The sequence below is a fragment of the Enterobacter sp. Taxon_8 genome (assembly GCF_058354585.1).
Genome location: NZ_CM177989.1, coordinates 1,354,269 through 1,376,133, shown reverse-complemented (window position 1 = coordinate 1,376,133; position 21,865 = coordinate 1,354,269). Strand labels below are relative to the sequence as shown.

The 21,865-nt window shown below is 59.5% G+C and carries 20 protein-coding genes; 5 read left to right on the top strand and 15 right to left on the bottom strand.

Going from position 1 to position 21,865, the window contains the following annotated elements; all coding sequences use genetic code 11:
- Window positions 1-27 precede the first annotated feature (27 nt).
- From glpA to glpC, 3 genes are read left to right on the top strand one after another with little or no spacing between them, the layout of a single operon-like run.
- Entirely contained in the window at window positions 28-1,656 is a 1,629-nt protein-coding gene (gene glpA / locus AC4IBF_RS06550) for an anaerobic glycerol-3-phosphate dehydrogenase subunit A (protein WP_252093261.1), read from the top strand.
- Window positions 1,646-2,863, top strand: a complete 1,218-nt coding sequence (gene glpB, locus AC4IBF_RS06545) for a glycerol-3-phosphate dehydrogenase subunit GlpB (protein WP_248174745.1) — start codon at window positions 1,646-1,648, stop codon at window positions 2,861-2,863. The genes glpA and glpB overlap by 11 nt, the downstream gene beginning before the upstream one ends.
- A complete protein-coding gene (glpC, locus tag AC4IBF_RS06540) occupies window positions 2,860-4,050 on the top strand; it encodes an anaerobic glycerol-3-phosphate dehydrogenase subunit GlpC (protein ID WP_288461834.1) in 1,191 nt (396 codons plus the stop codon). The genes glpB and glpC overlap by 4 nt, the downstream gene beginning before the upstream one ends.
- Window positions 4,051-4,083: 33 nt before the next feature.
- Here glpC and AC4IBF_RS06535 read toward each other — a convergent pair whose 3' ends face one another.
- The 10 genes from AC4IBF_RS06535 to AC4IBF_RS06490 all read right to left on the bottom strand — a co-directional run bounded on the left by AC4IBF_RS06535 (window position 4,084) and on the right by AC4IBF_RS06490 (window position 13,952).
- Window positions 4,084-5,283 carry a nicotinamide mononucleotide deamidase-related protein YfaY gene (locus tag AC4IBF_RS06535; RefSeq protein ID WP_252093263.1) on the bottom strand — a complete coding sequence of 400 codons (1,200 nt, stop codon included), beginning with the start codon at window positions 5,281-5,283 and terminating at the stop codon, window positions 4,084-4,086.
- Between the two features lie 93 nt (window positions 5,284-5,376).
- Window positions 5,377-5,916, bottom strand: coding sequence for a YfaZ family outer membrane protein (locus AC4IBF_RS06530; protein ID WP_111965282.1), 540 nt, complete (start codon window positions 5,914-5,916; stop codon window positions 5,377-5,379).
- A 124-nt stretch (window positions 5,917-6,040) separates the two neighbouring features.
- Window positions 6,041-7,402 carry an o-succinylbenzoate--CoA ligase gene (gene menE, locus AC4IBF_RS06525; RefSeq protein ID WP_133294847.1) on the bottom strand — a complete coding sequence of 454 codons (1,362 nt, stop codon included), beginning with the start codon at window positions 7,400-7,402 and terminating at the stop codon, window positions 6,041-6,043.
- Window positions 7,399-8,364 (bottom strand): o-succinylbenzoate synthase, encoded by a 966-nt coding sequence (gene menC, locus AC4IBF_RS06520; protein WP_133294848.1) that lies wholly within the window; start codon window positions 8,362-8,364, stop codon window positions 7,399-7,401. The genes menE and menC overlap by 4 nt, the downstream gene beginning before the upstream one ends.
- Window positions 8,364-9,221, bottom strand: a complete 858-nt coding sequence (gene menB, locus AC4IBF_RS06515) for a 1,4-dihydroxy-2-naphthoyl-CoA synthase (RefSeq protein WP_045402731.1) — start codon at window positions 9,219-9,221, stop codon at window positions 8,364-8,366. The genes menC and menB overlap by 1 nt, the downstream gene beginning before the upstream one ends.
- Window positions 9,218-9,994 carry a 2-succinyl-6-hydroxy-2,4-cyclohexadiene-1-carboxylate synthase gene (gene menH / locus AC4IBF_RS06510; protein ID WP_491463212.1) on the bottom strand — a complete coding sequence of 259 codons (777 nt, stop codon included), beginning with the start codon at window positions 9,992-9,994 and terminating at the stop codon, window positions 9,218-9,220. Before menH ends, menB begins: the two co-directional genes overlap by 4 nt.
- Entirely contained in the window at window positions 9,991-11,661 is a 1,671-nt protein-coding gene (gene menD / locus AC4IBF_RS06505) for a 2-succinyl-5-enolpyruvyl-6-hydroxy-3-cyclohexene-1-carboxylic-acid synthase (RefSeq protein WP_491463211.1), read from the bottom strand. Before menD ends, menH begins: the two co-directional genes overlap by 4 nt.
- 88 nt (window positions 11,662-11,749) lie before the next feature.
- Window positions 11,750-13,045, bottom strand: a complete 1,296-nt coding sequence (gene menF, locus AC4IBF_RS06500) for an isochorismate synthase MenF (protein ID WP_143345348.1) — start codon at window positions 13,043-13,045, stop codon at window positions 11,750-11,752.
- Between the two features lie 86 nt (window positions 13,046-13,131).
- A complete protein-coding gene (elaB, locus tag AC4IBF_RS06495; protein ID WP_008500219.1) occupies window positions 13,132-13,437 on the bottom strand; it encodes a stress response protein ElaB in 306 nt (101 codons plus the stop codon).
- A 53-nt stretch (window positions 13,438-13,490) separates the two neighbouring features.
- Window positions 13,491-13,952: a GNAT family N-acetyltransferase gene (locus tag AC4IBF_RS06490; RefSeq protein ID WP_143345349.1), complete on the bottom strand. Its 462-nt coding sequence runs from the start codon at window positions 13,950-13,952 to the stop codon at window positions 13,491-13,493.
- Window positions 13,953-14,023: 71 nt separating this feature from the next.
- On the opposite strand from AC4IBF_RS06490, the gene rbn reads away from it, so the two are divergent.
- Window positions 14,024-14,941, top strand: a complete 918-nt coding sequence (rbn, locus tag AC4IBF_RS06485; RefSeq protein WP_491463210.1) for a ribonuclease BN — start codon at window positions 14,024-14,026, stop codon at window positions 14,939-14,941.
- 64 nt (window positions 14,942-15,005) lie between these two features.
- The gene (locus AC4IBF_RS06480) at window positions 15,006-16,010 is read left to right on the top strand and encodes a chemotaxis protein (protein WP_136195492.1); all 1,005 of its coding nucleotides are present in this window, start codon (window positions 15,006-15,008) and stop codon (window positions 16,008-16,010) included.
- A 91-nt stretch (window positions 16,011-16,101) separates the two neighbouring features.
- Here AC4IBF_RS06480 and nuoN read toward each other — a convergent pair whose 3' ends face one another.
- From nuoN to nuoJ, 5 genes are all read right to left on the bottom strand, one after another.
- Window positions 16,102-17,559, bottom strand: a complete 1,458-nt coding sequence (gene nuoN / locus AC4IBF_RS06475) for an NADH-quinone oxidoreductase subunit NuoN (RefSeq protein WP_023312531.1) — start codon at window positions 17,557-17,559, stop codon at window positions 16,102-16,104.
- A gap of 6 nt (window positions 17,560-17,565) precedes the next feature.
- Window positions 17,566-19,095, bottom strand: a complete 1,530-nt coding sequence (nuoM, locus tag AC4IBF_RS06470; protein WP_023312532.1) for an NADH-quinone oxidoreductase subunit M — start codon at window positions 19,093-19,095, stop codon at window positions 17,566-17,568.
- 76 nt (window positions 19,096-19,171) lie between these two features.
- A complete protein-coding gene (gene nuoL, locus AC4IBF_RS06465) occupies window positions 19,172-21,013 on the bottom strand; it encodes an NADH-quinone oxidoreductase subunit L (RefSeq protein ID WP_023325763.1) in 1,842 nt (613 codons plus the stop codon).
- Window positions 21,010-21,312 (bottom strand): NADH-quinone oxidoreductase subunit NuoK, encoded by a 303-nt coding sequence (nuoK, locus tag AC4IBF_RS06460; protein ID WP_003861496.1) that lies wholly within the window; start codon window positions 21,310-21,312, stop codon window positions 21,010-21,012. Before nuoK ends, nuoL begins: the two co-directional genes overlap by 4 nt.
- Window positions 21,309-21,863: an NADH-quinone oxidoreductase subunit J gene (gene nuoJ, locus AC4IBF_RS06455; RefSeq protein ID WP_008500212.1), complete on the bottom strand. Its 555-nt coding sequence runs from the start codon at window positions 21,861-21,863 to the stop codon at window positions 21,309-21,311. Before nuoJ ends, nuoK begins: the two co-directional genes overlap by 4 nt.
- Window positions 21,864-21,865: the final 2 nt, after the last annotated feature.

Sequence of the window (21,865 nt, the reverse complement as noted above, 5' to 3'; positions counted from 1 at the left end):
ATAAAAAACGAACATAGAGGGTAAACAATGACCAGTCACGATCCTCGTTATAGTGATGTGATAATCATTGGTGGTGGCGCAACCGGCGCCGGGATCGCGCGCGACTGCGCCCTTCGCGGCTTAAGCGTCACGCTTCTGGAACGCCATGATATCGCCACGGGCGCAACCGGGCGTAACCACGGCCTGCTGCACAGCGGCGCCCGGTATGCGGTCACCGACGCTGAATCCGCGCGCGAATGTATTGCTGAAAACCAGATCCTCAAGCGTATCGCCCGCCACTGCATTGAGCCGACTGACGGCCTGTTTATCACTCTTCCCGAAGATGACCTTACCTTCCAGGACACCTTTATTACCGCCTGCTGTGCAGCGGGCATTCAGGCTGAGGCCATGGATCCGGTTCTGGCGCGGCGGCTGGAACCGTCGGTTAACCCGGCGCTTATCGGCGCGGTTAAAGTGCCTGACGGCACCGTTGACCCCTTCCGCCTGACTGCCGCCAACATGCTGGACGCCCGCGAACATGGCGCTCACATCCTGACCGGACACGAAGTGACCGGGCTTATCCGCGAGGGAAACCGCATCTGCGGCGTACGGATTGTTGATACGCAATATAACGAACACAGCGAACTGTATGCCGCCGTAGTGGTCAACGCGGCGGGGATCTGGGGGCAGCGCATCGCGGAATACGCGGACCTGTCGGTGCGCATGTTCCCGGCGAAAGGCTCGCTGCTGATCCTCGACCACCGCATCAATAACCACGTAATTAACCGCTGCCGCAAACCGTCAGATGCCGATATTCTGGTGCCGGGTGACACCATCTCATTAATCGGTACGACCTCAACCCACGTGGACTATAGCGAGATTGACTACAACCGCGTAACCGCCGAAGAGGTCGACATCCTGATGCGCGAAGGGGAAAAACTGGCCCCGGTGATGGCGCAGACGCGTATTCTGCGCGCCTACGCAGGCGTGCGTCCGCTGGTCGCCAGCGATAACGATCCGAGCGGGCGTAACGTCAGCCGGGGCATTGTGCTGCTCGATCACGCCGGGCGTGACGGCCTGGACGGGTTTATCACCATCACCGGCGGCAAGCTGATGACCTACCGCCTGATGGCCGAGTGGGCGACCGATGCCGTCTGCCGCAAGCTGGGCAATACCGAACGGTGCGTGACGGCAGAACAACCCCTGCCCGGCTCGCGTCAGTCCACCGAAAAAACGCTGCAAAAAATCATCTCCCTGCCCGCGCCGCTGCGCGGATCCGCTATTTACCGCCACGGCGACAGAACGCCGCAGTGGCTCGGTGAAGGGCGCCTGAGCCGCAGCCTGGTGTGCGAGTGCGAAGCCGTCACCGCCGGTGAGGTGCAGTACGCGGTGGAAAATCTGACGGTTAACAGCCTGCTCGATCTTCGCCGCCGCACCCGCGTCGGAATGGGTACCTGTCAGGGCGAGCTGTGCGCCTGTCGTGCCGCCGGACTGCTGCAGCGCTTTCATACCACCACCGCTACCCAGTCGCTCGATCAGCTCAGCGCGTTTTTAAACGAGCGCTGGAAAGGCATCCAGCCTGTCGCCTGGGGCGATGCCCTGCGCGAAAGCGAATTTACCCGCTGGGTCTACCAGGGGCTTTGCGGTCTTGAGAAGGAGCAACGCGATGAAATTTGATACCGTAATCGTCGGCGGCGGGCTGGCAGGCCTGCTCTGCGGCATCAGGCTCACCAGGCAGGGGCTGCGCTGCGCCATTATCACACGGGGCCAGAGCGCCCTGCACTTCTCGTCGGGCTCGCTGGATCTGGTGGACGAAACGTACCGCGATAAGCTGCCGCCGGAGCACCCCTATCACCTGATTGGCGCGCACAACGTTGACCGCTTTGCGCTGGAAACCGAAGCGCTGCTGGCGGACTGCGGCGCGCGTCTGAAGGGGAGCGCCCGGCTCAATCACCAGCGCGTCACGCCGCTCGGTACCTTACGCTCTGCCTGGCTCAGCCCGGAGGAGGTGCCCGTTGCGCCCTTCAATGCCGCGCGCGTCCGGGTCGTGGGTATTAGCGGTTTTTTGGATTTTCAGCCCCATCTCGCGGCGGCGTCGCTTTGCCGCCAGGGGATCAATGCCGAAACGGCAGAGATAGAACTACCTGAGCTTGATGTCCTGCGCGATAACCCGAGCGAGTTTCGCGCGGTGAATATCGCCCGATTTCTGGATAACGAGGACAAATGGCCGCTGCTGTATGACGCGCTCAGGCCCCTCAGCGACAGCTGTGACGCCCTGCTGATGCCCGCATGCTTTGGCTTACGCGACAACCGGCTCTGGCGCTGGCTATCGGATCGTCTGCCCTGCTCGCTCGGCCTGCTGCCAACGCTGCCTCCGTCCGTACCCGGCATTCGTCTGCATACCCAGCTCCAGCGCCAGTTTGTCGCACAGGGCGGCGTGTGGATGGCGGGTGATGAGGTGAAAAAAATCACCCTGACCGACGGCGCGGTGAGCGAAATCTGGACGCGCAACCACGACGATATTCCGCTTCGTGCGCGCTATACGGTGCTGGCAAGCGGCAGCTTCTTCAGCAACGGGCTGCTGAGCAGCCGGGAGGGTATCCGGGAAGCTATTATGGGACTGGATGTTCGCCAGCATGCCTCCCGCGCGGACTGGTATCAAAGTGATTTCTTCTCGCCGCAGCCCTGGCAGCAGTTCGGCGTGATTGTCGATAACCGGTTACACCCGCAGCTTGCCGGTAGACCCGTCAGTAATCTCTTTGCCATCGGCTCGCTGCTGGGCGGGTACGATCCTATTGCTCAGGGGTGCGGTGGCGGAGTCTGCGCCGTCACGGCGCTGTATGTGGCAGAGCAGATTAGCCAGCGCACGGAGGCTGAACAATGAACGATACCCGTTTTGAAAGCTGCATCAAATGCACGGTGTGTACCACCGTCTGCCCGGTCAGCGGCGTGAACCCACGCTATCCCGGACCAAAGCAGGCCGGACCGGACGGCGAGCGTCTGCGGCTGAAGGACGGCAAGCTGTACGACGAGGCGCTAAAATACTGCATCAACTGCAAACGCTGCGAAGTCGCCTGCCCGTCTGATGTGAAAATTGGCGACATTATCCAGCGCGCCCGGGCACGCTACAGCGCGCAAAAGCCGTCGCTGCGTGACGCGATCCTGAGCCATACCGATCTGATGGGCTGCGTCTCTACGCCGTTTGCCCCGCTGGTGAATGCCGCGACCTCCCTCAAACCGGTGCGCCAGCTGCTGGATGCCACGCTGAAGATAGACCATCACCGCAGCCTGCCGAAATATTCTCACGGTACGTTCCGCCGCTGGTATAAATCCGTCGCGGCGAAACAGGCGCAGTACGCCGAGCAGGTGGCCTTTTTCCACGGCTGCTACGTGAATTACAACCACCCGCAGCTGGGTAAAGACCTGCTGAAGGTGCTGAACGCCATGGGAACGGGCGTTCAGCTACTGAATAAAGAGAAGTGCTGCGGCGTACCGCTGATCGCCAACGGGTTCACCGATAAAGCGCGCAGGCAGGCTCAGAGCAATGTCACCTCCCTGCGCGAAGCGATTGTCGATAAAGGTATTCCGGTGCTGGCGACCTCTTCCACCTGTACCTTTACCCTGCGCGATGAGTACCCGCATCTGCTGGACGTGGACAACACCGGACTACGCGAGCACATCGAGCTGGCGACACGTTTCCTGTGGCGCAAGCTGGACAGCGGGCAGACGTTGCCGCTGAGGGAATTACCCCTGAAGGTGGTGTATCACACACCTTGTCATATGGAGAAGATGGGCTGGTCGCTCTATACGCTGGAGCTGCTGCGGTTAATCCCGGGGCTGGAGCTGACGGTGCTGGACTCGCGCTGCTGCGGGATTGCGGGAACCTACGGCTTTAAGCGTGAAAACTACGAAACGTCGCAGGCGATTGGCGCCCCGCTGTTTTGTCAGATTGAGGAGAGCGGCGCGGATATTGTGGTGACGGACTGCGAAACCTGCAAATGGCAGATTGAGATGTCCACCAGCAAGCGCTGCGAACATCCGATTACGCTGCTGGCAAAGGCGCTCGGCTGAACATGGCCGGGGCGAAAGGCCCCGGCACAGGCGTTACTCCACGAACAGCGACTCAACCACGTTAATCCAGCCGTGCTCGCTGGCCACCTCTTTGCCATTCAGCCAGCGGCGTAGCATGTTCAGCGCCATCATGGCGCATACCTCCTGACGCACCGCCAGGCTGTGGCGGGTAATGCTCATTTTCACCCGCAGGGCGTGGGTGCCCTCGGGCGTCGCCAGCGCGAAGTTGAGGTGTTCTTCATCCAGCCCGCCGACGAACAGCGCCAGACCGGCAAAATGCTTCACCCTTCTCTCGGACGCCCAGCGGGCGGTCTGCGCCAGGGTCTCCTGCTGGAACGGCACAACTTCGCTGGCCAGCAGCGGCGCGTTGACGCGCGACAGCTGCAGCGCCAGCAGGCCACCGGTGAACTGCTCGCTTAAGGTCACGCTGAGCTGACGCGCCTGCAGATGCTTCGCAATCTGCGCGGGCAACCCTTCCGTACCTTCAAAGATCAGGCTTTCGCCAGCCACGCGCTGCACCTCGGGCCACAACGCCAGCATCGCCTCTTTCTGCTCGGCCGGGCCTGTCAGCTTAAGTTCAATGATCGGCATGGAGGAGCGATAGCCCATGGACACGCCAGGCGGCAGCGGAAGGTGATCGAGGCTCTGGGCCAGATCGCTTTCCGAGCGGCCAAAGGTGGTCAGACGCAGGCACAGCGGCGGTTCCGGCAGGGTAAAACGCTGGCGAAGGCGCGGCAGGATCTGCTGCTCGACCATCACTTTAAATTCTGAGGGCACGCCCGGCGTGAAGAACATCAGGCAGCGGTTCAGCTGCATGGCAAATCCACACGCGGTACCCACCGGGTTATCGACCAGCTCGGCGCTGGCGGGAATTTCAGCCTGTTTGCGATTGCTGGGGGCCATGACGCGGCCACATTCGGAGAAAAAGCGCTCCATCTGCGAGAGCCACGCCTCATGCAGCACCAGCCCTTCGCCTTTTGCGGTCGCGGCGGCCAGCGCGCTGAGATCGTCACTGGTAGGGCCGAGCCCACCGTTCACAATCAGCACGTCACAGTGCTCACTGCGTTCACGCAGAATAGCGACCAGTGACTCAAGATTGTCGCCCACCGTATTGCGGCGCGTTAACGGTAATCCTTGCTCAAAGAAAAGATCGGCAAGCCAGGCAGCATTGGTATCAATAATTTGTCCATGCAGCACTTCGTCGCCGGTGGATAACATCTCCACGTTAATCATTATGTTCTCCCGCTTATTTGGTCAAAACACTATAACGCAAACGCGGGGTGGATAAGAGAGAAACTGGCGCGACAGAATGCCGCGCCGGAGTGATTAAAAGCCTGCGCTGACGCCCACGTACGGGCCGTCGGCCAGCGCGTTGTCGCGGTTGCCGTCTTTACCGGCCAGGTTCAGATAGCGATAGCCTGCTTCGATGGTGATTGGACGCATAATGGTCCAGCGCGCGCCGGCGTTAGCCTCTTCATAGCTTTCGATACCGCTTGAGAGGGAGTCCGGCGAATAGTAGTACTCACCAAACAGGCCGAAGCTGTCGCCAATTTTCCACTGCAGGCCGCCGCCCACTGCCGCCGCGTACCCTTCGTCACCGTCATTTGGGTTGGTATAGATACCTTTACCACCGACGGTGGCCAGGAACGGGCCTAGAGGAACGTTGAGACCCAGGCCGAGGCTGGCCGCGTCGCCGTCATCATCGTTATGCGTCCAGCCGCCGGTCATCGCCAGACCCGAAGTCTCGGTACCCATGCCAAAGCCAAGGTGGGTATAATCCTGACCCGCCGATCCGTTAATGCTGATGGCGTTAGCCGCCGCAGATACAACCATCAGGCCTAAGCCCACTAATGCCACTTTTTTCATTGTCGTGATCCCGCACAATTATTATAAAGAAGTCCCAAAACCGCGAGATTTTAACCGGAGTCTCCCGGGGATCAAGCACTCTGCGTGCGGCAGGTCATTAGATTGTAACTATTTGAAACGACTATTATCCCTTCAGCGATGCGTTCACCCACTGCTGCAACGCGCGGCGCGAGACTTTAATACCGCCATTTTTGAGTTCGGTCGGCAACAGCAGCCAGCGGACGGGTTGCTCAAAACGCGCCACCTTATCCCTCACCCAGTCAGGTAAACAGGTGATATCCGTTCCCGGCTCACACTCCACCACCGCCACCGGACGCTGCCCAAACTCAGCGTCGTCCAGCGGAACAATAAACACCTGGTTAACCTGCGGGTGCGTGGCGATAACGCGCTCCAGCGATTCCGGCTGGATCCCTTCTCCGCCGCTAAAAAAGAGGTTGTCCATGCGGCCCAGGATCGTCAGACGGCCGTTATGCCATTCGCCGCTATCGCGTGTGGCGAACCATCCCTGCGCGTTGGTCAGCGGAATCAGTTCGCCATCCCGCCAGTAGCCTGAGGCCATGCTTTGCGCCCTGATCCAGACTTCCCCGTTGACCACCTGAACCTCTCTGCCCGGCAGCGCATAGCCCACGTCCGGCTCGCCGTCCGCCTCTTTCGCGCAGACGGTAGAGGCAAACTCGGTCAGGCCGTAGCCGCAGAAGGTGCGTATATCCTGTTCTCGCGCCTGTTCGGTCAATTCAACAGGGATGGCCGCCCCGCCCAGCAGCACCGCTTTCAGTGCAACATGCTGGTGTGCATTAAGCAGACGCCAGAGCTGGGTTGGCACCAGCGAGGCGTGGGTACAGCCGCACAGCGCCTCCGCCAGCGGCTGTTTCTCGCGCACGGTTAACCGCGCGCCGGCCTGCAGCCAGCGCCATAAAATCCCTTGGCCGGAAACGTGAAACAGCGGCAGCGAAAGCAGCCAGTCGTCGTCTTCACCGTAGGGCATCAGCGACAAAACGCCGCGCGCGCTGGCAAGATGGGCCTCGCAGGTATGGACCGCCGCTTTCGGCAGCCCGGTGGAGCCGGAGGTCAGCGTCATGGACGCCAGCCGCGCCGGTTGCCACGCAGCGCAATACGCATCTGCTGTCTCGCGCATGCTCAGGGCAGGAAGACAGTCGTAGCTGCCATCCAGCACCAGCGCAAAGCGCAGCGTCATCTGCGGGAGCAGCACGCCCAGCAGCGGGCGCGGCAGCTGCGGATTCACGGGAAGAATACGCGCTCCGCACTGGAGCAGCGCCAGCCACGCCAGCAGGGTTTGCGGGTGGTTATAGGCCAGCAGCAGCACGCCGTCGCCCTCCTCCACGCCCTGCTGGTGAAACCCCGCCGCAAGGCTGTCGACGCGCGCGCACAGCTGTTGCCAGGTAAACGTCTCGTCGTTCAGCCTCAGGGCAGGCTTATCGGCAGACAGCGCGCGCCAGTGCCGCCACGGCCAGTCGGTAAAACTCATTGCAGCGGCTCCAGCGCCGTAACGTCGAGGCACGGCAGCGCGCTGTCCGGCCACGGGCGGAGAAGCTGAGCCTGCATCAGGTTCAGCGTGTCGAGACCAGGGACCGTGTCAGGCGTTAACCAGGCGGCAATGCGCGCCAGCTGGGTTAGCCCAAGGCTGGACTCAATCGACGAGCTGATGACCGCCGTCAGCCCTAAGGCGTGCGCCGCCGCGACCTGCTCGCGCACTTTCGCCAGGCTGCCGGTCAGCGTTGGTTTAATCACCACCGCGCTGACGCCGGGTTCGGCGACAAATTCAAAATCGGCCTCGCGCAGGCTTTCATCCCAGGCGATGGCAATCCCCGTTTCGCGGGCAAACGCACGCGAATCCTCCCGCGTCTTGCACGGTTCTTCGAGGAAGGCAATGCGGCTGCGGTACGCCGGGTTGACGTACTTCGCAAACTGCTGCGCCTTGAGCGGCGTCCAGGCACGGTTAGCGTCCAGACGCAGATGAAGGTCGGGGATCGCCTCCAGCAGCAGGTTGGCGACCATGCCGTCGCGCACGGCTTCATAGAGACCGACTTTAATTTTCGCCACTTTCTCCCCCGGCATGGCGGAGAGCAGCGCGAAGAGTTCGTCCGGATCGCCCGTGCAGAGCGGTGCCGCGCGGTAATTCCCCGCTTCCGGCAGGCTGCCGTCCAGCTCCGCGAGCGCGCAGCTGATACCAAAAGCCGCGGAAGGCACATCCGGCAGCGCCGGATTTGCACCCTCGCGCCACGCGTCCGCCCACGCAAGCAAGGCCGTCTGCGCGACATCCAGCGACTCCATGCTAAAGCCCGGCAGCGGCGAAATCTCGCCCCAGCCTTCCCGCTCGCCCTGCTGCAGATGCACGAAGAAGCCGTCACGGGTTTTTAACCGCCGCTCACGCAGCACCACGCCCGCGTCCATCGGTATCTGCCAGCGGTAAACTTGCGCGCGACGCATTACGGATTCCGTTTGTATTTGCTGAAGTCCGGCTGGCGTTTTTCGTTAAACGCGTTGCGCCCTTCCTGACCCTCTTCGGTCATGTAGAACAGCATGGTGGCGTTGCCCGCCAGCTCCTGCAGACCCGCCTGACCGTCACAGTCGGCATTGAGCGCGGCCTTCAGGCAGCGAAGCGCCATCGGGCTGTTTTGCAGCATTTCACGGCACCAGCGCACGGTCTCTTTTTCGAGATCGGCAAGCGGCACCACGGTGTTCACCAGGCCCATATCCAGCGCTTCCTGCGCGTTGTACTGACGGCACAGGAACCAGATTTCGCGGGCCTTTTTCTGACCGACGATGCGCGCCATGTAGGAGGCCCCCCAGCCACCATCGAAGGATCCCACTTTCGGGCCCGTCTGGCCGAAGATGGCGTTCTCGGCGGCAATAGTCAGGTCACACATCATGTGCAGCACGTGGCCGCCGCCGATGGAGTAGCCCGCCACCATCGCCACCACCGGTTTTGGACAGGTGCGGATCTGACGCTGGAAATCGAGGACGTTCAGGTGGTGCGTACCCGCGTCGTCCTGGTATCCGCCGTAGTCACCGCGCACTTTCTGATCGCCGCCGGAGCAGAACGCTTTATCGCCTTCGCCGGTCAGGACAATCACGCCGATGTTATCGTCGTAGCGCGCATCCGCCAGGGCCTGAATCATCTCTTTCACGGTCAGCGGACGGAAGGCATTACGCACCTGCGGACGGTTAATGGTGATTTTAGCAATGCCGTCGGTGGATTTGTGGTAACGAATGTCGGTGTAGCCTTCGGAGCAGTCTTGCCATTCAACCGGTGCATAGAGCATGTTTTCATCAGGGTAGATCATAGAGTGTCCTTTATGCGAAGACGCAGTATCTGAGCCAGACTCGCGGTAACCGCATCGGGATTTTCCCGGTGGGCGTTGTGTCCGGCGTTGGGAATTGCATGGAGAACAGCGTTCAGCTCGGCGGCCAGGGCCGCAAACTTCTCATCACGTTCGCCAAAGAGATAATCAAAAGTGAAATCGCGTGCGCTAAGCGCGACACGCAAATCGGGCTGCACGGCCAGCGACGTCGCCTCGAGCATCATCGCCAGCGTCGCGCCGCTGTTCTGGCTGCGCAGGGTAATCAGCGCATCGCGCTGGGCGTCCGTAAGGGAGGCGAAAACGGGCTGTTGGTACCAGTCAGCGAACACGTTCTCCAGCGGTTCGGTACGAAAACGCGTTGCCCAGCGGCGATCGGATGCCAGCCGGGCATTTCGCGCATCGGCATCCTGCAGGCCCGGATGCCCTCCCTCCACCACCACGCCCTGCAGCCCCTTCGGCTGCTGGCAGGCATGGAACATCGCAATGCGGCCGCCGAGGGAGTACCCGACAAGCCAGAATTTAAGTATGTTGTAACTAAGCAGGGTTCGGGTGAGCAACGCGCTCATCTCGTCAAACCCCTTCACACCCAGATTCCGGGATCCACCGTGCCCCGGCAGATCCAGATATAGCCTGGGATAATCGCTAAGTCCTTCACCGACCCTCTGCAACTCGCGACAGTCACCCGAAAAACCGTGCAAAAAGACCAGCCAGGGATAGCCTGGTTTTCCGGCCTGCAGCACGCCCGAAAGGATCACAGCTGGCTCACCTGCGCCAGCAGGCTTTGCAGGGCCTGCGCACCGTCAGCATCGTTCACCACAAGCTCAATCAGCGTCGCGCCCGGCTGTTTCCATGCGCTGTTTAACGCCGCGTCCAGCTGTTCCCAGCTTTCCGGGCGATGGTATTTCAGGCTAAACATCGCCGCGGCGTGTTCGAACTGCACGTTCTGCGGCATCAGATAGAAACGCTCGCGCTCGCTCTGGGGCGTAGGCAGCAGGGAGAAAATCTGCCCACCGTTGTTGTTGACCACAATCAGCACAAACGGGGCTGACGCCTGACGCAGCAGCGCCAGCGCGTTGAGATCGTAGAGCGCGGAGAGATCGCCCACGATCGCCAGCGTCGATTTCGCGCTGGCGCGCTGCACGCCCGCCGCCGTGGAGATCAGCCCGTCGATGCCGCTGGCGCCACGGTTGCTGTATACCGGGTAGCCCGCGGGCAGCTTCGAAAAAGCATCAATCAGCCGCACGACCAGGCTGTTGCCGACAAACAGCTGCCCCTGCTCGGGCAGGTACTGGCGAATACGGTGTGCCAGCCCGGCTTCGCTAAACGCTTCACAGTGCGCTTTGGTTAGTTCCCACGCCTGGCGCGAAAGGTCCGGAATGGCCACCGCCCAGGGCTTGCGTTTTTCAGCGGGATGGAGCGCCAGCCAGGCGTCGATAGAGCTGACGAGACGACGACCGCGGTGGTGCGCCGGGTCAAGCCGCCCTTCCAGCGCGTCCACCAGCCAGTACTCGTCCGGTGTGCAGGTCGCCTGCCACTGCAGTAACCGTTTGCCGGTCAAGCTCGATCCAAGCTGGACCACAATCTGCGCCTGCGCCAGTTCGGTGACCGCTTTGGCATTACCCAGCCAGAGATCGGCGCACGGCAGCGGCTGACCGGTCTGGGAAAGCACGTCGCCTATCAGCGGCCAGCCCAGGGTTTGCGCCCATTCGGCAACCAGCTTGCCTTCAGAGGCGCTAATGCGCCCGGCGATAACCACGCCGCGCTTCTGCCGCCAGAAGAACCAGTCGCGCTGTTTCGCGCTCTCAAGGTGCGTCTGCTCGCGCAGCCACGGTTTTTCACTCTCCCACCAGTCGCCGAGGGTCTGCTGCCAGTCAAGACCCGTGTCGTCCAGCTCACCGTACAGCGGCTCGGCAAACGGGCAGTTGATATGCAACGCTCCGCGACGCAACGTCTCCATGGCGTGATCGACGGTGGAGACCAGCCAGCTTGCCGGAATATCCTGGGTGGGACGGGGCAGCGAAATCGTCTGCGAAGGATGCGAAGAAAAGAGTCCCGGCTGGCGAATGGCCTGATTGGCGCCGCAGTCGATAAGCTCAGGAGGACGATCGGCCGTCAGTAAGATCAATTTTTCACCGGTTAACCCGGCTTCAATCAGCGCCGGATAGAGGTTCGCCACGGCGGTACCGGAAGTGACAATCACCGCCACGGGTTCTTTGCTGACTTTCGCCAGACCCAGCGCAAGATGGCCGAGGCCGCGCTCATCAAAGTGGGTGTGGTGAATTAACGCCCGGTTTTCGGCTGCCGCCAGCGTCAGCGGCGTTGAGCGAGAACCCGGTGCAATACACACGTGCCTGACGCCGTGGCGCGTCAGGGCTTCAAGGATCACCGCCGCCCAGCGTCGGTTAAAAGAACTTACTGACATGAGATTGTCCGGTATCAAGAATGCGACACAGTATAAATAATAGAAAAAAATGGAATTTTGATATGAATCGGGATTGCGCGAATCTGTATTAATCCCTTAGGAGCAGAGAGCGCAATCCGGCGGCTTTGTTTTCAATCTCCTGCCACTCCTGCTCCGGGTCAGACCCGCTGACGATACCGGCGCCGGCGTAGAGCCGCAGGGAGTCCTCCTGAACGCGCGCGGAGCGCAGCGCCACGCAGAACTCACTCTGCTCGGGGGATAAATACCCGGCCGAACCGGCGTACCATTCGCGGTTAAAGGGTTCAACCTTCTGAATAAACTCGCGCGCAGGCTGTCGGGGTAATCCGGCAACGGCCGCGGTCGGCTGCAACATGAGCAGACACTGCTCGTCATCAGCCTGTTTAAGCTCGGTCCAGATACAGCGGCGCAAATGCTGCACTTTACGCAGACGTACCAACTGGGGGGGCAGTACCTCGAGCGTCTGCGTGGAGTGCTGAAGACGCTGGCAAATATCCTCCACGACCAGCATATTTTCACGCTGGTTTTTATCATCGTTCAGCAGCCACTCGCCGAGACGCTGCGCCTGGCTATCATCGCTATGGCTGGCGACGGTGCCCGCCAGCGCTTCCGTACGCAGCAGCGTGCCGCGCCGCCGCCACAGACGCTCGGGGGTCGAGCCGAGAAACGCGTTGCTGGCGTCGAAAATCATGCAGAAATGGTAGCAATGTAAATTCAGGGCCCGGCTGGCTGCCATCAGCGCGACGGGGTTTACGCGCTGTGTAAAACGAATATCGGTTGCCCGGGCGAGAACCACTTTTTCAAATTCACCGCACGCAATGGTCTCTGTCGCCCTGCGGATAAGCGTCAGCCATTCGGCCTGCTGCGGCAGATGGGTTTCGTGCTCTACCTGAACGGACAGCGGGCGGATAGGCCTTGCAGGACGGAGCTGCTGTAAAAAATCCAGCGCAGCGCGGGCATCTTCCTGAAGAGAATAATTGCTCCACAGCTGCAGGCGCAGCGTGGCGTTGCCGGCGGTACGTCGCCAGAGCAGCCGCGGTAAAAAGAGGCTCCCCTGCTCCGGATTAAAAGCGTTCAGGCCGCAGATACGGGTATCTTGTGCCGCGTTTTGCTCGCGCAAAAACTGCGTGGCTAACGCCAGAGAGGAAAATTGTGTAACAGCCCCCAGCGCAGCCAGCTCTTCATCGCCGTTACGCTGTTGCCAGTAAAACTGCGGATAGCACTGCTGAGCCCCAAGCCAGGCGAGAGGGTCGAAGGCGTCGTTTAACGGGAAAGAGACGTCGAAATGACGTAAGCCGGGTGTTGCGGGTAACGCTTGCGAAAGCTGGGTACGCAATTGCTCCAGCGCGAGGAAAATCGAATTCACGCGAACCTCTCCCTGTTAAAACCTCGTATTATACGGGGTACTGACGATAAATAGCAGTACCCACGTATAGGGAGTGGTTAAGCGGTTTAGCGACGGGCCAGCAGCAGCCCCAGTACCAGCCCTACGGCAGCCCCCACGCCAATACCCTGCCATGGTTTTTCATGCACGTAATCATCGGCACGATACACTGCTTTTTTGGCGCGGTAGTAGTAGGTATCAGACGCATGGCTGACGCGGTTTTTCACTTCATGCAGCGCCTGCTCGGCGCGGGCTTTTAGCTCAATATATTTCTGATCGGCAGGGTCGCCCGAGGAACGTAACACCTCTTCCAGCGTTTCGCTCAGTAAAGCCAGGTCGTCGTCGATACGGGTATCCCAGGATTGAAATGACATATTTTTCTCCATGTTAGTACACCAGTCCGCTAACTATAGCCAACGACTCGCTATTACGCCTGCTTCGCTTCTCGCGCCATGCCGACGTGGGGAATGCCATCTTCATCGTACACATCGGTGACCGGCACGAAACCAAAGTGGCCGTAGAAGGACTGCAGGTGTGCCTGCGCGCCCAGGTATAACGCCTTGTCAGGCCACTGTTTCCGGCACGCATCCAGCGTTTTTTCCATCAGCTGATAGCCCAGCTTTTCGCCGCGCGCCTTACCGCTGATGATGACGCGGCCAATGACGACAGGCTCAAAATCGTCTTCGCTTTTCAGAATCCTCGCATACGCCACCAGCTCGTTATTCCGCCAGCCGAGTATATGGCGGTTCTCGCCAACGAGATCATCGCCGTCGATGTCCTGATACGGGCAGGTCTGTTCAACCACAAAAACTTCGCAGCGCAGTTTCAGCAGGGCGTAAAGTGAATGAACGGTGAGGTCACTATGGTGTAAATCTTGCCACTGGATCATGTCAGTCTCCTTCCTGGGGTTCATCACGTTATACTAAACCCCTCCCCGTTCGGCAAAGGGCTGATTGCGTTATGGAACTGATTTTTCTGGGTACGTCCGCTGGCGTGCCAACCCGCTCACGGAACGTGACGGCGATCCTTCTGGATCTTAAACATCCCACCCGCGGCGGGCTGTGGCTATTTGACTGTGGTGAAGGGACGCAGCATCAGCTGTTACACACCGCTTATCACCCCGGCAAGCTGGATAAAATTTTTATCACCCATCTGCATGGTGACCATCTGTTTGGCCTTCCCGGCCTGCTGTGCAGCCGCTCGATGGCCGGTAACGCCAACCCGCTGACGATTTACGGGCCTGCGGGTATTCGTGAATTTGTTGAAACCACGCTGCGCCTTAGCGGGTCATGGACGGATTATCCGCTGGAGGTCGTTGAAATTAGCGAAGGCCTGGTTTTCGATGACGACGATTATAAGGTGAGCGCTCAGCCGCTCAGTCACCCTGTCGAGTGCTATGGCTATCGCATTGACGCGCATGACAAACCCGGCGCGCTGGACGCCGCCGCGCTGATGGCCGATGGCGTCAAACCCGGGCCGCTGTTCCAGCGCCTGAAGCACGGTGAGACCGTCACGCTGGAGGACGGGCGCGTCATCAACGGCCAGGATTATCTCGCCGCACCGCAGCCCGGCAAAAAGCTGGCGATATTTGGCGACACGGCCCCGTGCCCGGCAGCGCTTCAGCTTGCCCAGGGCGTGGATGTGATGGTGCATGAAGCAACGCTTGAAACAGCGATGGAAGAAAAAGCCAATGGCCGGGGCCATAGCTCTACACGTCAGGCGGCGCAGCTTGCCCGTGACGCGGGCGTCGGGAGACTCATCGTCACCCATGTCAGCTCGCGCTACGACGCGCGGGGCTGTGAAAAGCTGCAGGCAGAGTGCCGCGCGCTGTTCCCGGAATGTGAGCTGGCCGAAGATTTCGCTCAGGTCAGCGTTTAGTCCTTCATTTTTCCCTCAGGATGCCGATAACGATTAAAAGGTCAGCATTTCTCTCGAGGGTAGAATGGATAATTTCCAGAAAGATATTGATGACAGGGCGAATCTGACCCTGTCGAACCGTTTTGAACTGTTGCTGTTCCGTCTTGGCACTTCTCTTAACGAAAATAAATCCGAGCTGTTTGGCATTAACGTTTTTAAGCTGCGTGAAATTGTGCCGATGCCGGAGTTCACGAAACCTGCCGGGATGAAGTCACCGCTGATGGGAATGGTGAATATTCGCGATCAGGTGATCCCGGTGATCGACCTGGCCGCCGTGGCGGGCTGTAAGCCCACCACCGGGCTGAATATCCTGCTGATCACCGAATACGCGCGCAGCGTGCAGGCGTTTGCCGTGGAGTCGGTTGAGAACATCATGCGTCTGGACTGGAAGCAGGTGCACGCGGCGGAAACCGCAGTCAGCGGTCGCTACATCACCAGCATCGCCTGCCTGGATGAGAAAACGGATACCAACGATCTGGCGATGGTGCTGGACGTTGAGCAGATCCTGTACGACATCACTCCGGCCAATCACGATCTGCACGCCACGAATCTGAAGACCACCAAATTCCATATTAAGCCGGGCGCTGTCGCCATCGTTGCGGAAGATTCCAAGGTAGCGCGCTCGATGCTGGAGAAAGGTCTGCAGGCGATGGAGATCCCCGCGCAGCTGCATATCACCGGCAAAGATGCGTGGGAGAAAATTGGCGTACTGGCCGCTCAGGCGCAGGCCGAGGGAGTTCCCATCACCGATAAGATCGCGCTTGTGCTGACCGATCTTGAAATGCCGGAGATGGACGGCTTTACGCTGACGCGCAAAATCAAAACCGACCCGTTCCTGAAAGACATTCCGGTGGTGATCCACTCTTCCCTTTCCGGTAACGCCAACGAAGACCATATTCGTAAGGTGAAAGCGGACGGGTATGTGGCGAAGTTTGAGCTAAACGAGCTGTCGTCGGTGATTGAGGAAGTGCTGGACCGCTCGATGAAGAAGATTGACGGGCCGCTTATAAGCAGGAAGCAGCTGGCTTAAGTCTGGTGCGGGCTGGTGCCCTCACCCCGTCCCTCTCCCACAGGGAGAGGGCGAAAACCATAAAAAAACCCGCCTCGGCGGGTTTTTTGTTTTACATCAGCGGCATCGCTCGCTGCACGATATCAATCAGCGGCTGCGGATAGATACCGAAGATCAGCACCAGCAGCGCCGAGATAAGCACTACGATACCACCGGCGCTGTACTGCCAGTTGGTTGGGGCATCACGGTTGAGCTGCTGAGGCGCGCTAAGGTACAGGCTCACGGCCACGCGCAGGTAGTAGTAGAGACCAATCGCGGAACCGATCACCACGCCCGCGGTCAGCCACCACAGGTGCGCCTGCACACCGACTGCCAGCACGTAGAATTTACCGATAAAGCCAAGCGTCATCGGGATACCTGCCAGAGAGAGCATCATCACGGTCATCACCGCAGACAGGATCGGACGGTGCCAGAACAGTCCACGGTAGGAGAACAGTGAATCGGCATCCGGACCACGGTACGGGCTGGACATCAGGCTCACCACGCCGAAGGCGCCGAGACTGCTGAACAGGTAACCGGCCAGATACACGCCCACGGTTTCCATCGACATCTCGCCGCTCTGCAGCGCAATCAGCGCCACCATCAGGTAGCCCAGATGAGAGATAGACGAGTAGCCCAGCAGACGCTTGATGTTGGTCTGGCTCAGCGCCATCAGGTTACCGAAGATGATGGAGACGAACGCGATAATGCCCAGCACCACGCGAACCGCTTCGCTGTCACCTACCGGCGCGTACAGGAACAGACGCATGACCACACCGAAGATAGCGATTTTGCTCGCCGTCGCCAGGAAGGTCGACACCGGAGCCGGAGCGCCCTGGTATACGTCTGGCGTCCACAGGTGGAACGGCACCAGAGAGAGTTTGAAGCCAAGGCCAACAATCATCATGCCCAGACCCGCCAGCAGCAGCGGCTCATGCAGCATGCCATCGCCGAGGCTCTTGCCGAGCGCCATGAAGGAGAGATTACCGGACTGTGCGTACAGCAGCGCAATACCAAACAGCAGGAACGAGGATGCAGCAGCAGACAGAATAGTGTACTTGATGCTTGCTTCCAGGGAGCGCTTCTGACGGAAGGCGTAACCAATCAGGCCGAACAGCGGCAGAGATATCAGCTCAATGCCGAGGAACAGCGCGGCCAGGTGGTTCGCATTCGCCAGCAGAATGCCGCCCAGCGCGGCAATCAGAACCAGCAGGTAAAACTCTTCTTTATTGTCGTTGTAGCCTTCGAGCCACGGGTACGCAAAGGTACAGGTTGCCAGGCTTGCCAGCAGCACCAGTCCGGTATACAGCATGGCGTAACCGTCAACGCGCATCAGCGGGGTGACGTCCATCGCCCCACCCTGACCAACAAACCAGAGAGAGACTAACGCGGCGTTCAGGCCGATGACCGACAGCGTGGCATTCAGGAAGTGATTGCGTCGCCACGCAATGGAGAGCATCACAACCACCACCGTCAATCCGACGATCAGCAGCGGTAGCAGCGCGATCAGTTGTTGTGGAGTTATTGTCATGGCGAATTACGGCCTTGTAGTAGAAGCAGAATTAACAAACCACTGCTGGATGTTACCCATCGCGCTGTGCGAGGTATCCAGAATCGGCTGCGGGAAGAAGCCCAGCAGCACCAGCAGTACGACCAGCAGCAGGATGATGAACAGCTCACGCAGCGACATCCCCGGCAGTTCTTGTGCAGCAATTTCGCTCTTCGCTTTACCGAAGTAAGCGCGGTGCAGCATCGCCAGCGAGTATACGGAAGCGAACACCAGACCAAACGTGGAAATCACGGTAATCACCGGTACCACTTTGAAGCTGCCGAACAGAATCATAAATTCGCCGACGAAGTTACCGGTACCCGGCATCCCCAGGGTAGCCACCGCGAAGAACATGGAAAGCGCTGGCAGCCACTTAATTTTGCTCCACAGACCGCCCATCATACGCATGTCGCGGGTATGCAGACGTTCGTACAGCTGACCGCACAGGATGAAGAGGCCGGCTGCAGACAGACCGTGCGCAATCATCTGGATCACCGCGCCCTGGTACGCCAGCTGGCTGCCGGTGTAGATAGCAATCAGCACGAAGCCCATGTGGGAAACGGAGGTGTAGGCAATCAGTCGCTTGATGTCGTACTGGGTGAAAGCCATCCAGGCACCGTAGAAGATACCGATCACACCCAGCCACATGGCAATCGGTGCGAACTCTGCGGAGGCGTTCGGGAACAGCGGCAGAGCGAAACGCAGCAGGCCGTAGGCCGCCGTTTTCAGCAAGATGCCCGCCAGGTCAACGGAACCCGCCGTTGGCGCCTGAGAGTGTGCGTCTGGCAGCCAGCCGTGCAGCGGAACGACCGGCATTTTCACCGCGAACGCGATGAAGAAGCCCAGCATCAGCAGATATTCCACGCCGTGTGACATTGGGGTCTTCAGCAGGTCTTCGTAGTTGAAGGTCCAGGTGCCGGTCGCATTGTGGTGAACAAACACCAGCGCCAGAATGGCAATCAACATCACCAGACCACTCGCCTGGGTATAGATGAAGAACTTGGTTGCCGCCGTGATACGCGTTTTACCGTCGGACGCCTTGTGGCCCCACAGCGCGATCAGGAAGTACATCGGCACCAGCATCATCTCCCAGAAGAAGAAGAACAGGAACATGTCGATGGCAAGGAACACGCCGATTACGCCGCCCAGGATCCACATCAGGTTCAGGTGGAAGAAGCCCTGGTATTTTTCGATTTCTCGCCAGGAGCAAAGTACCGCCAGAACGCCGAGCAGACCGGTCAGGACCACCATCAGCAGTGAGAGACCGTCAATCGCCAGGTGGATCGTAATGCCGAAACGCGGGATCCACGGCAGGATGAACTCAGACTGCCACTGCGGAATGCCCGCAGACTGGGTCAGTGAGTAACCGCCCTGCAACCACAGTTGCAGGCCAAGCGCGAGCGTCAATCCCATGGTGATCAGCGCGATCCAGCGCGGCATCTTCACGCCAAAGCGTTCAGTCTGCCAGCACAGGAAGCCGCCGATGAAGGGAATTAATATTAGCCAGGGTAGTAACATGGCGATTTACATTCCTTTTTAAGGCCCCCAGCAGGGGCCTGATTTTCAACGAATTCGAATAAAATTCACTTAACGATCAACGCAACACCATCAGCAGCGCCAGCACGACAACCGCACCGATGCTCATGGACGCCACATACCAGCGCAGGTAACCGTTCTCGCTGTACAGCAGGCCTTTACCTGCAAAGCGGGAAAGGATCGCCGGGATATTCATCAGGCTGTTCAGCGGGTCGCGCTTCAGCAGCCACGCGATGCCCAGGAACGGCTTAACGAAGATCATGTCGTACAGCCAGTCGAAGCCCCACGCGTTGTACCACCAGGTGCCCAGCAGGCGGCCCGGCGCACTGTTGGCCACGGCAGTGACCAGCGTACGTTTGCCCAGCCACAGCCATGCAGCGATCAGGATGCCCGCGATAGCGACCACACCGGAGGTGATTTCAAGCGTCAGAACGCGACCGTGCTCAAGCTCGGTGGTGTCCGGCAGTACGCCCTGCAGCGGTGGCACAATCATCGCGCCAACGAAGGTGGACAGTACCAGCAGCACAATCAGCGGCAGGTGATGGGTAATCCCCTTCCCTGCGTGAGCGTGAATTTGTTCTTTACCGTGGAATACGATGAAAATCATACGGAAGGTATACAGGGAGGTCATGAACGCGCCGACCAGACCCGCAACCATCAGATTGATATGACCATTCGCCATGGCACCCGCAAGGATTTCGTCCTTACTGAAGAAGCCCGCGGTGATCAGCGGCAGTGCCGCCAGCGCCGCGCCGCCCACCAGGAAGCAGACATAAACCAGCGGAATGGACTTACGCAGTCCGCCCATCTTGAAGATGTTCTGCTCGTGGTGGCAGGCCAGAATCACGGAACCGGATGAGAGGAATAGCAGCGCTTTAAAGAACGCGTGCGTCATCAGGTGGAAAATGGCCGCGTCCCACGCCTGAACGCCCAGCGCCAGGAACATGTAACCAATCTGGCTCATGGTGGAATACGCGAGAACGCGCTTGATATCGGTCTGCACCAGCGCGGCAAAGCCTGCCAGCACCAGCGTGACCGCACCGACGATACCCACCAGATGCAGAATTTCCGGGGTCATCAGGAACAGGCCATGGGTACGCGCAATCAGGTAAACACCGGCGGTAACCATGGTCGCAGCGTGGATCAGCGCGGAGACAGGGGTTGGACCCGCCATCGCGTCTGCCAGCCATGTCTGCAACGGCAGCTGCGCGGATTTACCCACGGCACCACCCAGCAGCATCAGCGTCGCCCACCACAGCATGTTGTTGCCTGCAGCGAAGTGCGCTGGCGCCAGTTCCACCATTTCGCGGAAGTTCAGCGTGCCCAGTTCGTTGTAAAGAATGAACAGCGCGAAAGCGAGGAAGACGTCACCCACGCGGGTCACGACGAACGCTTTCATGGCCGCTGCGCCATTCTTCGGATCGGTATAGTAGAAACCGATCAGCAGGTAAGAACACAGACCTACGCCTTCCCAGCCCAGATACATCAGCAGCAGGTTATCGGCCAGCACCAGAACCACCATGCTGGCGATAAACAGGTTGGTGTAGGCGAAGAAGCGGGAGTAACCCTCTTCACCGCGCATATACCAGGAGGCGAACATGTGGATCAGGAAGCCAACGCCGGTGACCACGGAGAGCATGGTGAGCGAGAGACCATCCAGCACCAGGTTGAAGCCGATGTTGAAATCACCGACCGACATCCAGGTCCACAGCGGTACGCTGAAAGGCTGACGCCCGTTGTTAAAGAAGTCGATACCCGCATACGCTGTCACCAGCGCGGCCAGGCCAACAGAGCCCATGCCGACGGTCGCAGACAGATTCTCAGACCAGCGGCCGCGAGAAAACGCCAGCAGTACGAAGCCAATCAGCGGAAAAATAATGGTTAAGGCAAGCATGTTCATCCACGCAACTCACTTACTGAATCGATGTTCAGATTCTGGCGGCGACGATGGAGCTGCAGCAACAGCGCCAGGCCAATACTCGCTTCGGCAGCCGCGAGGCTGATGGCGAGAATGTACATCACCTGACCATCGGTCTGGCCCCAGTAGCTTCCGGCGACCACGAAGGCCAGCGCGGAGGCGTTAATCATGATTTCCAGCCCGATCAGCATAAACAGCAGATTGCGGCGGATAACCAGACCGGTCAGACCCAGAACGAATAAAATCGCAGCGAGGATCAGTCCATGTGTTAAGGGGATCATGCGCGCTCCTCCGTTTTTCTTTTCGCGCGGTCGTCAGTGCGGTTGCTCAGCACCTCGCCAGCACGCTCTTCGCGGCCAACGTGGAAAGCCACAACCAGACCTGCCAGCAGCAGCATTGAGGCCAGTTCAACCGCCAGAACGTATGGGCCAAAGAGCGTGATACCTACCTCTTTCGCGCCAATCGGCGTGCCATCGATGCCCTGATCGTTAACACCCAGAATGGCGTAAACGATCACCACCAGCATGATGGCCGACAAAATTGCCGGGCCGATCCACACCTGCGGTTTTAACCACTGACGTTCCTGCTCAATTTCAGAGCCGCCCAGGTTCAGCATCATCACCACGAACACGAAGAGCACCATGATGGCTCCGGCGTAGACGATGATTTCCAGCGCACCGGCGAAGTGCGCGCCCAGTGCGAAGAACACCCCGGAAATGGCCAGCAGCGAGATGATTAAGTACAGCAGCGCATGCACCGGATTGGTGTGCGTGATCACTCGCAGCGTAGCCAGGATGGCGATAAGGCCACAGATATAAAAAGCGAATTCCATTG